This is a genomic window from Kitasatospora sp. NPDC001119 (assembly GCF_053598475.1).
In genome coordinates this window covers 63,968-75,495 of the sequence record NZ_JBSFKI010000043.1, presented here as the reverse complement: position 1 = coordinate 75,495, position 11,528 = coordinate 63,968, and the positions used below count along the sequence as shown (strand labels likewise).

Sequence of the window (11,528 nt, the reverse complement as noted above, 5' to 3'; positions counted from 1 at the left end):
GCCGACACCCCCGTCATCACCCTCGACGCCCGCCGCCGCGACAGCGCCAAGAGCGCCCTCATCACCCTCGTCGAACACGCCCTGCTCGCCCGGCTTCGGTGATCGCGCACGACCGTGGCCCGCGGGACTTCGTACGAAGTCCCGCGGGCCACAGGCATGTCGGGCAGCGACCGGCCCGGGCCGGCTACTCGGTCGGCTCCAGGCCGGCCCGGATCAGGCCGTAGGTGTACGCGTCCTCCAGCGCCAGCCAGGAGGCGGCGACCACGTTGTCGGCCACGCCCACCGTCGACCAGGTGACGGAGCCGTCGGTGGACTCGATCAGCACCCGGGTCTTGGAACCGGTGCCGTGCTGGCCCTCCAGGATGCGGACCTTGTAGTCCACCAGCTCGAAGGTGGCCAGCGGCGGGTAGATGCCCTCCAGGGCCGCGCGCAGTGCCTGGTCCAGCGCGTTGACCGGGCCGTTGCCCTCGCCGGTGGCGATCCGGCGCTCGCCCTTGGCCCACAGCTTGACGGTGGCCTCGTTGCCCGTGAAGCCCTTCGGGCCCTGCTCGCTGATGGTCCGCCAGGACTCCAGGGTGTAGAAGCGGTCCCGGCTGCCGCGCACCTCGTCGCGCAGCAGCAGCTCGAAGGAGGCGTCGGCGGACTCGTAGGTGTAGCCGAGGTTCTCCTGCTCCTTCACCTTGGCCACCACCCGGCCGGCCAGGTCCCGGTCGCTGGAGAGGTCGTAGCCGAGCTCCTTGCCCTTGAGCTCGACGGAGGCCCGCCCGGCCATGTCGGAGACCAGCATCCGCATGGTGTTGCCGACCCGCTCGGGGTCGATGTGCTGGTACAGGTCCGGGTCGACCTTGATCGCGGAGGCGTGCAGGCCCGCCTTGTGGGCGAACGCCGAGAAGCCCACGTACGGCTGGTGGGTGGAGGGGGTCAGGTTGACCAGCTCGGCGATCGCGTGCGAGATCCTGGTCATCTCGGCCAGCCGGCCCGCGGGCAGCACCCGGCGGTCGTACTTGATCTCCAGCGCGCCGACCACCGGGAACAGGTTGGCGTTGCCGACCCGCTCGCCGTAGCCGTTGGCGGTGCACTGCACGTGGGTCGCGCCGGCGTCCACCGCGGCCAGGGTGTTGGCCACCGCGCAGCCGGTGTCGTCCTGGGCGTGGATGCCGAGCCGGGCCCCCGTCCTGGCCAGCACGTCGGCGACGATCTCCCGGACGCCGCCCGGCAGCATCCCGCCGTTGGTGTCGCAGAGCACCACCACGTCCGCGCCGGCCTCGTGCGCGGTGCGGACCACCGACACGGCGTACTCGGGGTTCGCCCGGTAGCCGTCGAAGAAGTGCTCGCAGTCGATGAACACCCGCCGACCCCGCGAGCGCAGGAACTCGACGCTGTCCCGGACCATCTCCAGGTTCTCGTCCAGGGTGGTGCGCAGCGCGAGCTCCACGTGCCGGTCGTGCGCCTTGGCCACCAGGGTGATCACCGGGGCGCCGGAGGTGACCAGCGCGGCCAGCTGCGGGTCCTCGGACGCCTTGCCGCCGGCCCGGCGGGTGGCGCCGAAGGCGACCAGCCGGGCGTGCTCCAGCTCCAGCTCGACGGCGGCCCGGGCGAAGAACTCGGTGTCGCGCGGGTTCGCCCCGGGCCAGCCGCCCTCGATGAAACCGACCCCGAACTCGTCCAGGTGCCTGGCGATGGCCAGCTTGTCCGCCACCGTCAGGTTGATGCCCTCGCGCTGCGCTCCGTCGCGCAGCGTGGTGTCGAACACGTGGAAACTGTCGTCGGTACGGGTGACCTCGGTCATGACCCCTGGTTCTCCGTTTCGGGGAGGTTGGGTACTGCTCTGCCGGACGTTCTCGTCCCGGCTCCACTGTCCATGGTCCCGCGCGCGGTCCCGGTGTCCCCGGGCCCCTTGTGGGGGCCGTCGGCCGGTCCGGGAGAAACAAAAAGACCCCTCGCGGGTGCGAGAGGTCTGCGCGCGGGTCTGGACGCTAGTGGTCGCTCCGCATCGGGTCCAGCGGAAGCGGTCACTGCGGACCGGCGCGCCTGCTGCTAATAATCAGCGAAAGCGAGGACACGCTGGCAGTCTGGCACAGCCTCCGCGATCCGGCCCGCCCGTCTCGGGATGCGAAACGGGGCAGGCCGGCCGGGGTGCGGGATCAGACGATCCGGTGCAGCCAGTGGTGGGTGTCCGGGGTCTGGCCGCCCTGGATGGACAGCAGCGCCTTGCGGAGCTCCATGGTGACCGGGCCGGGCTCGCCGGCGCCGACGGTCCAGTCGGCGGCGGCGGACTTCACCGAGCCGACCGGGGTGATGACGGCGGCGGTGCCGCAGGCGAAGACCTCGGTGAGGGTGCCGTCGGCGTTGGCCTGCTGCCACTCGTCGGTGGAGATCCGGCGCTCCTCGACGGCGTAGCCGAGGTCCGAGGCCAGCTGGAGAAGCGAGTCGCGGGTGATGCCGGGCAGCAGGGCGCCGGACAGCTCCGGGGTGACGATCCTGGCGTCCTTGCCCTCGCCGAAGACGAAGTACAGGTTCATGCCGCCCATCTCCTCGACCCACCGGTGCTCGGCGGCGTCGAGCCAGACCACCTGGTCGCAGCCCTTCTCGGCGGCCTGGGCCTGGGCGACCAGCGAGGCCGCGTAGTTGCCCGCGCACTTGGCGGCGCCGGTGCCGCCGGGGGCGGCCCGGACGTACTCCTTGGACAGCCAGACCGAGACCGGCTTGATGCCGCCCTGGAAGTAGGCGCCGGCCGGCGAGGCGATGATCATGAAGAGGTAGGAGTTGGCCGGGCGGACGCCCAGGCCGACCTCGGTGGCGAACATGAACGGGCGCAGGTAGAGGCTCTGCTCCGGCTCGTTCGGCACCCAGTCCCGCTCCTGGCGGACCAGCAGCTCGACGGCCTCGACGAAGGCCTCCACCGGCAGCTCCGGCATCGCCAGGCGGCGGGCCGAGGCCTGGAAGCGGGCGGCGTTGGCCTCCGGGCGGAAGGTGGCGATGGAGCCGTCGGCCTGGCGGTAGGCCTTCAGGCCCTCGAAGATCGCCTGGCCGTAGTGGAGGGTCATGTTCGCCGGGTCGATCTCCAGCGGCGCGTACGGCACCAGCTGGGCGTCGTGCCAGCCCACGCCCTCGGTCCAGCGGATGGTGACCATGTGGTCGGTGAAGACCCGGCCGAACCCGGGGTTGGCCAGCCGGGCCTCGCGCTCCGCTGCGGGCAGCGGGTGGGCGGAGGGCTTGAGGTCGAACGTGATGGGCGCCTGGGTGGCCGTGCTCATGGCTGATTCCTTCACCGTGGGGTTGGTCCGGGCCGCCACCGCCGCAGATACGTTTCGGCAAACTTCACCGGAATGGACGCACAACGGCACGGCCCACTGTCGATACTCGCATCCAGAGGGCCGTGCCGAACAGCTGCAAGCTGCGGTGATGTGCGGTCCGGCCCCGTCAGCCGGAACCGTGTGTTCGGATCCGGCCGGTCAGCCGGCTACTCGGGCGACGAGCGCGTCGCCGACCTGGGAGGTGCCGCGGGTGCCCGAGCGCTCGGCCAGGTCCGCCGCGACGGCGGCCTCGACCGCGGCGGCCTCGGCGGCGAAGCCGAGGTGCTCCAGCAGCATCGCGACCGACAGCACGGTGGCGGTCGGGTCGGCCTTGCCCTGGCCGGCGATGTCCGGCGCCGAGCCGTGCACCGGCTCGAACATCGACGGGAACTCGCCGCTCGGGTTGATGTTGCCGCTCGCGGCCAAGCCGATCCCGCCCGTGACGGCGGCGGCCAGGTCGGTCAGGATGTCGCCGAACAGGTTGTCGGTGACGATGACGTCGAACCGCTCCGGCTGGGTGACGAAGAAGATGGTCGCCGCGTCGACGTGCAGGTAGTCGGTGGTGACCTCGGGGAACTCCCGGCCGACCTCGGCGAAGATCCGCGTCCACAGGTGCCCGGCGTGCACCAGCACGTTGTTCTTGTGCACCAGGGTGAGCTTCTTGCGCGGCCGCGCCTGCGCCCGGCGGTAGGCGTCGCGCACCACGCGCTCGATGCCGTACGCGGTGTTCAGGCTGACCTCGGTGGCCACCTCCTGCGGCGTCCCGGTGCGCAGCGTGCCGCCGTTGCCGACGTACGGGCCCTCGGTGCCCTCGCGGACGACCACGAAGTCGATCTCCGGCTGGCCGGCCAGCGGGGACGACACCCCGGGGAAGAGCCGGCCCGGGCGCAGGTTGATGTGGTGGTCGAAGGCGAACCGCAGCTTGAGCAGCAGCCCCCGCTCCAGCACGCCCGACGGCACGCTCGGGTCGCCGATGGCGCCCAGCAGGATCGCGTCGTGCGACTTCAGCTCGGCCAGGACGTCGTCCGGCAGCGTCTCCCCGGTCCGGTGGTAGCGCCGGGCCCCGAGGTCGTACTCGGTGGTCTCCAGCTTCACGTCGGCGGGAAGCGCGGCACCCAGGACCTTGAGGCCTTCGGCCACCACTTCCTGGCCGATGCCGTCACCGGGGACTACTGCGAGACGAATGGTGCGAGACATGCTCGGACCCTACTCCGCCGTCCCAGGTACTGACACCTGCCGTCCACCATGCGGACGGTCAGGTCAGGTCGATCTCCACCGGGAACGGCCGCTCGACCTTCAACTGCTTGTGGTAGATCCCGGCGACCGCATAGCCGTGTGTGGCGGGGTCGAGTTCGTAGACGTAGACGACCGGCTTTCCGTCGTCGTCGCTCTCCACCCGCCAGAAATGCTTGATCCCCGCAGCCGCGTACTTCCGAGGCTTGGTGTCCCGGTCTCGTTCCTCGGACTCCTCGGAGACGACCTCGACCGCGAGCAGTACGTCCCCCGCCTCACAGGAGGTCTGCTTCGGACCGGTGACCCCTCGCTCGTCGACGATGAGGAGATCCGGCTCCGGCCGGTTGCGCCGGTCCAACTTGACCGTCATCTCCCGCCAGACGTCCCACCCCTCCGGCACCGCGGCTTCCAGGGCACGTTCCAGCCTACGGAGGGTGCGCATGTGGAACGCGGTCTGCGGACTCACGAAGATCAGGCTCCCGTCGAGCAGTTCGGTGTGCGGCGGGAGATCAGGCAGCCGGTCGAGGTCCTCTGCGGTGTAGCCACCAGCAGGAGGCCGAATCCAGTCGGGGTACGGCGCGATGCTCATGGTTCCTCCCATACAGGCATCCTGGCGGCCCTCTCAGGCTACTCGGCGGAGCCGCTTAGGACTCCACTCCTTCGAGGGAGCGCGTGCGACGCGGGGGGCGCCCGGGGCGTGCTTAGGGCGTGTCTGACCATTGGCGTCGGATCAGGGCGCGGCGTTGGGGTGCGTGCATCGCAAGGCGGAGGAGGGAGTCCATGCGGAGCATCGGCGACCGACGACAACGCGGCGAGGTGCGTGCCCCGGCGTCGCGCACCCGGCGGGAATTGTCAGACACGCCCTAGGGTGGCGGGGTCCGGCGAGGCGTGTGGAACGGGGTGCGGATGGGCGAGCGGCAGCGGGAGGTGCTGGTCTGCGCGGGTGCGGCGGGGCTGGCGATGGGCGGGTACGGCCTGGCGGCGGCGGTGCGCGGGCGGTGGCCGGCCGGGGCGGAGGCGGTCGCCGTGCCGTACCACGCCCACCTGTGGGACCTGCTGCACGGGCAGGCCGCCGGGGACCTGCTGTTCAACTGGAACAGCGGCTACGGGGCCCCGTTCCTGGCGGACTTCTTCGCCTACCTGATGAACCCCTTCTCCTGGCCCACCGCGCTCCTCCCCCGCGACCAGGGCCGGCTCGCCGTCCTCCTGGTCACCCTGGCCACCATCGGCCTGGGCACCGCCCTGATGGCCCGGCTGCTCGGCCGGCTGCACCCCGGCCCCCGGTGGCTGCGGGTGTTCGCCGCCGTCGGGTACGGGCTGTGCGCCTGGGTGCTGGACGTCGGCGGGGCCGCCCCGATGTGGCTCTGGGGCCTGGTCTCGCTGCCCCTGCTCGGTCTGGCCGCCGACTGGTGCCTGCGCGAACGGCACTGGGTGGCCGGCGCGCTGTGCGTCGCGCTCGCCTGGACGGGCAACCTGTACACCGCCGCGCTGGCCACCCTCGCGGCCGGACTGCTGTTCGCCGTCCGGCTGTTCGCGGCCCCGCTCCCGTTGCGCCACCGGGTCCGGGCCACCGGCCGGGCCGTCACCACGGCCACCGCCGGGGTGCTGCTCGCCTCCCCCGTGCTGTTCGTCGCGGTGCTGGCCACCGGCCGGGCCCAGCCGGAGTCCCCGGTCGAGCCGCTGGGCCCGTCCGGTGTCGCCGCCCACCTCTCCCGGCTGCTGCCCGCGGCCCATGGCGGGCAGCAGCTGCCGGACGTGGCGATCGGCGTGTTCGGGCTGCTGGTGGTGTGCGGGTTGCCGTTCAACCGGCGGGTGCGGGCTCGGGAGCGGGCCCTGTGGTGCGCGGCGCTGGTGCTGGTGGCGGTCGGCTTCCTCTGGACCCCGACGGTGCTGGTCTGGCACGGCCTGGCGATCCCGGCCGGCGGGCCGTACCGGGTGGCCTTCGTGCTCAGCGGGCTGCTGGTGCTGGCGGGCTGGGTCTCGCTGGCGCACCGCCCGGACCGGCTCACCGTGCTGGGCGGCGCCGCCGTGGTGGCGGTGATCGCCGGCCTGGCGGCGGGCCGGCCCGCGGTGCGCCCGGCCACCTGGGTGCTGCTGGCCGCCGGCGGCGCCGTCCTGTCGGCCGCGCTGTGGCTGCTGGACCGCCGGCACTCCGACCGGCGGGCGACCGCCCTCGCCACCTGGGTGATCGGCGGGGCGGTGCTGGGCAACGCCGTCTGGTCCGGGTACGCGGCGCTCGGCGCGGTCCCTTCCTCCGGGGTCTCCCCGGCGGCCGTCCGGGCCGGGCACGCGGCCGTCCGGGCGGGCGCCGACTGGCCGCGCGGCCGCAGCGACCCCGGCCCGCACGCCTTCACCCCCAACGACCCGCTGCTGCTGAACGGCCAGGGCGGCGGCTACTTCAGCAGCTACCTGCCGACCGTCACCGCCCTGCTGCTGCACGACCTCGGCGCGGGCTGGACGGCCGGCGGACGGCAGACCGCGAGCGTCACCGACCCGGTCGGGCAGGCGCTGTTCGGCGTCCGCACCCACCTCGACGACGCCCCGCCGCCCGGCTTCACCCCGGTGCGGGCCGCCGCGCCGCCGCTGGTCACCGTGCTGCCGCCGGGCTCCCGGACGGAGACCTCCTCGGTCTGGTCCCGGCAGGAGTCGCTGCTCGGCAGCCAGGTGTACGACGCCCCGCTGCCCGTCCCGGCGGGCGGGCCGGCGCCGGCCCTGCACGGCACCAGCGGCTGGTCGGTGCCGGCCGGCGGGGAGGGCACGGTGTTCACGGCCGCCTGCACGCCGGGCGGGACGGCCTACTTCCACGGGGTCTGGTACCGGGGCGCGGTCAGCGGCCTGGGCACCGACTACCGCAGCGACGGCGAGCAGCCCACCACCGCCGTGCCGATCCACCGGCTGGGGACCGTCCCGGCGGACGGGGTGGTCCGGGTGACGCTGCGGTCGGACGTGGTGAGCCAGGTGCCCGCCCGCCCGATCGGCTGCCTGCGGGCCGGTGCGCTGGAGGCCGCCGTCGCCCGGCTCACCGCGACCGGCGCCACCCGGGTCGAGGCGGGCGGGCACACCCTCACCGCGACCCTCCCGGCGGGTTCCACCGGCACCGCGCTGCTCTCCGTGCCGGCCGCCGAGGGCTGGACCTGCGCGGTGGACGGCGGCCGACGTCTCACCCCCGTCCCGGTGCTCGGCATGATCGGCGTCCCGCTGGGCGACGGCGCCTCCCGCGTCGCCTGCGCCTTCCGCCCGCCCGGCCTCACCGAGGGGCTCATCGTCACCTCCGCCACCGCCGCCGTCCTCGCCCTGGTGGCGGTCTTCGCCCGGCTCTCCCGACGCCCCACCCGCGTCCCGCGCCGTGACCGCCGCCGGGCGGCCCTGGGCGCCGACGCACAAGCCGGCACAGAAACCGGCCCACAAGCCGGCACATGACGGGGCGGCCCGCCGGAGTCCCGGTGGGCCGCCCCTTCCACCCGACGGTCAGGGCAGGTCGAGCACCTGGGCCCGCCGCTCGGCCGGGTTGCGGTGGTACAGCAGCAGGAGCCGCGAGGTGTCGCCCGCCGCCCGCCGTACGGCGAGGACGGCGCCCGGGCCCGCCGGGGCCAGTACGGCGGCCGGCCCGGTGAGGCCGGCCCGCGCGGTGAGCGCCGGCCGCAGGACGTCCAGCGGGACGGACGGGCCGGTGCCGCTCAGCCCGATGGTGGAGAGCGCCTCGGCCACGTCCGGCGTCCCGCCCCCGGCGTAGCCGGTCCAGACGCCGTAGCGGACGGTGCTGTGCCCGGGCGCGACGCCTGGCAGGGCGCTCAGCCGGACGGGCAGCACCAGGACGTCGCTGTCCAGCAGCCCGGTGTCGGTGTCGCCCCAGTGGGCGTTGAGCGGCTGGACGTCCAGTTCGGCCCCGGTGCGGGCGTCCAGGGCACGGGAGACCAGGACGTCGCTACCGCGCAGCCGGTCGGCCTTGAGGATGACGTCGGTGCTGCCGTCCCCGTCGGTGTCCAGCGCCACCCGCACCCCGTACAGCCCCACCGGGGTGGCCGCGGGCGCCCACAACTGCGCGCCCACGTACAGCAGTTCGGAGTCGACGGCGGCGCCGGCCGCGCGCAGGCCGGCGGCCCGCTCGCCGGGGTGCTCGACGCAGACCTCCTCCGCCGGGTCCGGCTCCTTCCCGGTGTCCTTCGGCCGCAGGCCCGCGCCGGGCGCGACCGCCGTGCCGCTGCCGCCGGGCGGGCAGTCGGGCCAGCGCTCACCCTCGCCGCCGAGGGCGAAGGCGCTGACCAGCCCGGGCTGTTCGCCGGGGGCGGCGCGGCCGCCGAGGGTGACCAGGGTGCCGTCCCGGGCGGTGCGGACGGTGGCCGCCGCCGTGAGGTCGCCGGTCGGGCGCGGGGCGGCCAGCACCGGGATCCGCAGCTGCGGGAGCGCGTCGCCACCGACCGGGGTGAGCAGCACCCGGCCGGAGAGCTCGCCCCGGTAGCTGCGGGCCCGGCCGCCCTGCACGGTGTCGATGGTCGGGTCGGGCGCGCGCCCCAGCTCCCCCGGCACGGCCAGGGTGACCCGTACCCGCGCGGTGCCGCCCGCCGGGACGTCCACCCGGGCCGGTGCCACCTGGTAGGAGGCGCCCGGCAGCAGGGTGGCGGCCGCGTACGAGGTGCGGTACGCCAGTGGCGCGTTCGAGGTGTTGCGCACCTCGATCTCCCGGGTCACCGCCGTCGGCCCGCCGACCTCGACCGGCCCGAAGGAGACCCCGACCCCGCCCTCCACGGCGCCCTCCCCCGCCGCGTAGGCGACGGCGGGCGTGCGGACCGCCCGGTCCACCCGGACCCTCCCGGCCCCGGTGCGCTCGGGCCCGTAGACCGGCCCGCTGTGCTCGTCGCCGAGGAAGGTGTCCTCGGTGGTGTTCATCAGCGCGGCCTTGACCTGCTCGACCGGCCAGTCCGGGTGCGCGGCGCGGACCAGCGCGGCGAGCCCGGCCACGTGCGGGGCGGCCATCGAGGTGCCGCTCTCGCGCTGGCCGCCGGTACCGCTGCCGACCAGGCTGGACCAGATGCCCTCGCCGGGGGCCGCCAGGTCGGGCTTGACCACGCCCGGCACGCCGATGCCGCGCGAGCTGAAGTCGGTCATGGTGTCGATCCGGGCCGGCTGGTCCTGGGCGACGGAGCCGTGCAGCGGGTTGCCGGGCGCGGCGAGCCGGACCGTCACCGGCCCGGCGGCCGCGGCCTGCCGCAGCCGCTCGCCGTCGGCGCGCCCCAGCAGCACGGCCGGGATCCGGTCGTCGCCGGAGATCTCGGCGAGGTGGTCGGAGTCGGCGGCGTACAGGGCGCCGATCGCGCCCGCGTCGGCGGCGTGGTCGGCGCGCGGGCCGGAGTTGCAGGCCCGGTCGGCTTCCCGGGTGTGCCAGGTGAGCAGCGCGATCCGCCCCTTCAGCCGCTGCCGGTCGGCCTCGCCGAACTCGGTGCAGCCGTCCGACTGGTCGGCGGGCAGGGCGAGTTCGCCGCTGACGTCGGCGGTGGACCAGCCCTGGTAGCGCTCGCTCCAGTGCGCCGGGACGACCCCGGCCTGGGCGGCGGGGGCGAGCACGGTGATGCCGTCCACGTCGGCGTGGCCGTGCACCGAGGCGGCGACGGTGATCGCCCGGGCGGCGGTGCCGGGGCTGCCGCCGATGCCGTACACGTCGCCGTCGTTGCCCGCCGCCGCGATCACGACGGTGCCGAGCTCGGCGAGCCGGTCGGCGGCCAGGGCGTCGGTGTCGTCGGTGCTGCCGAAGTGGCTGCCGAGCGAGAGGTTGACGACGTCCAGCCGGTCGCTCAGGTCGCCGTCGCCGTTCGGGTCGGCGGCCAGGTCGAGCGCCTCGGTGACCCGGTCGGTGGAGCCGTCGCAGCCGAACACCCGGATCGCGTACAGCTGCGCGCCCGGGGCGGCGCCGGGGCCGATCCGGAAGCCGGCCGGGTCCAGCCCGGGCCCGTACGGACCGGTGTACGGGTGGCCGTCCGCGGTGACGCCGTACCCGGCCGCGGTGCCGGCCACGTGGGTGCCGTGCCCGTTGCGCACGCAGTCGATCGGGTTGTCGCCGGGGTGCGGCACCGGCTGGTAGTGCGGGGAGGCCGGGTCGGGGTCGTAGTCGTCGCCGACCAGGTCCTTGCCGCCGACCACCTTGGCGTTGGGGAACAGCGCGGGCGGCGCGGGCCTGCCGCGCTCGACCGAGCGGAACGCCTCCTCGGTGCCGGGGCCGCCGAAGTCGGCGTGGGTGTAGTCGATGCCGCTGTCGATGATCCCGATCCGGGTGCCCCGGCCGGTGCCGGCCGCCTGGTCGCCGGCCCAGACCTGCGGGGCGCCGGTCAGCGGGACGGAGTGGGCGTTGTCGCGCCGTTTGGCGACGATCGGGTGGACGGCCCGGACGCCCGGCAGCGCCCGCAGCGCGGGCAGCCGGTCGGCGGGCGCGCTGACCGCGAGGCCGGCGAGCACGGTGCGGGTGCGGTAGAGCTCGCGGGCGGCGGGTGCCGCCCGGTGGACGGCGCCGGCGAGCCGGTCGAGGGCGTCCCCGGCCCGGGCCCGCTGGGCGGCGCCGGCCCGCGCGGCCTCCCGGCGGACGGCCTCCGGGGGGCGCTGGGCGCGCCGGGCCCCGTCGGCGGCGCGCCGCCAGGCGGAGCCGGCCGCCTCGGTGGTGAGTTCGAGCAGGACGGAGGCCGTTCGGCCCGGCCCCGGCGGTCCGGCGGACGGCGGCCCCGCGGACGGTGGGCCGCCGGCCGCCGGGGTGGCGGCGAGGACGGCGCTTCCGGCCAGCAGGGCCAGGGTGAGGCCGATCCGGGCGGCGGGTCGGCGGACGGGTGGCAGACGCACTGGGCCCTCTCCCCCGGCAGGGGGACTGATCCGCACACCGTGTCGCTGACGCTCGCCCACGCGAACGTCGATCACCCCTCCGAGGGCCCCAAATTAGGATGATCGCGCCGACGGGGACGAGCAACTTCCCTCGGACGGACCGGGGTTGCACTCTACTGGGTGACATCCGGCGCACCC

The 11,528-nt window shown here is 75.0% G+C and carries 6 protein-coding genes and 1 pseudogene; 2 read left to right on the top strand and 5 right to left on the bottom strand.

What is annotated here, in order from left to right; translation table 11 throughout:
- Positions 1–102 (top strand): annotated as a pseudogene (locus tag ACWDD9_RS36550) (ATP-binding protein); the annotation flags it as partial.
- An 82-nt stretch (positions 103–184) separates the two neighbouring features.
- Here the strand turns inward: ACWDD9_RS36550 and cimA are convergent.
- The 4 genes from cimA to ACWDD9_RS36530 all read right to left on the bottom strand — a co-directional run bounded on the left by cimA (position 185) and on the right by ACWDD9_RS36530 (position 5,118).
- Positions 185–1,789: a citramalate synthase gene (gene cimA / locus ACWDD9_RS36545; protein WP_049656396.1), complete on the bottom strand. Its 1,605-nt coding sequence runs from the start codon at positions 1,787–1,789 to the stop codon at positions 185–187.
- Positions 1,790–2,144: 355 nt separating this feature from the next.
- Positions 2,145–3,257 carry a branched-chain amino acid aminotransferase gene (locus tag ACWDD9_RS36540; RefSeq protein WP_049656394.1) on the bottom strand — a complete coding sequence of 371 codons (1,113 nt, stop codon included), beginning with the start codon at positions 3,255–3,257 and terminating at the stop codon, positions 2,145–2,147.
- A gap of 198 nt (positions 3,258–3,455) precedes the next feature.
- The gene (locus ACWDD9_RS36535; RefSeq protein ID WP_380744949.1) at positions 3,456–4,493 is read right to left on the bottom strand and encodes a 3-isopropylmalate dehydrogenase; all 1,038 of its coding nucleotides are present in this window, start codon (positions 4,491–4,493) and stop codon (positions 3,456–3,458) included.
- 58 nt (positions 4,494–4,551) lie between these two features.
- Positions 4,552–5,118: a Uma2 family endonuclease gene (locus ACWDD9_RS36530; RefSeq protein WP_380744947.1), complete on the bottom strand. Its 567-nt coding sequence runs from the start codon at positions 5,116–5,118 to the stop codon at positions 4,552–4,554.
- A 317-nt stretch (positions 5,119–5,435) separates the two neighbouring features.
- On the opposite strand from ACWDD9_RS36530, the gene ACWDD9_RS36525 reads away from it, so the two are divergent.
- A complete protein-coding gene (locus ACWDD9_RS36525) occupies positions 5,436–7,949 on the top strand; it encodes a YfhO family protein (protein WP_449813977.1) in 2,514 nt (837 codons plus the stop codon).
- A gap of 48 nt (positions 7,950–7,997) precedes the next feature.
- On the opposite strand, the gene ACWDD9_RS36520 is transcribed toward ACWDD9_RS36525, so the two are convergent.
- Positions 7,998–11,351, bottom strand: coding sequence for a S8 family serine peptidase (locus ACWDD9_RS36520; RefSeq protein ID WP_449813976.1), 3,354 nt, complete (start codon positions 11,349–11,351; stop codon positions 7,998–8,000).
- Between the last annotated feature and the right edge of the window lie 177 nt (positions 11,352–11,528).

Bases quoted from the DNA above. Each gene is read 5' to 3' on its own strand.
- ACWDD9_RS36540 (WP_049656394.1), bottom strand. From the start codon at position 3,257: ATGAGCACGGCCACCCAGGCGCCCATCACGTTCGACCTCAAGCCCTCC.
- ACWDD9_RS36525 (WP_449813977.1), top strand. From the start codon at position 5,436: ATGGGCGAGCGGCAGCGGGAGGTGCTGGTCTGCGCGGGTGCGGCGGGG.
- ACWDD9_RS36535 (WP_380744949.1), bottom strand. From the start codon at position 4,493: ATGTCTCGCACCATTCGTCTCGCAGTAGTCCCCGGTGACGGCATCGGC.
- cimA (WP_049656396.1), bottom strand. From the start codon at position 1,789: ATGACCGAGGTCACCCGTACCGACGACAGTTTCCACGTGTTCGACACC.
- ACWDD9_RS36530 (WP_380744947.1), bottom strand. From the start codon at position 5,118: ATGAGCATCGCGCCGTACCCCGACTGGATTCGGCCTCCTGCTGGTGGC.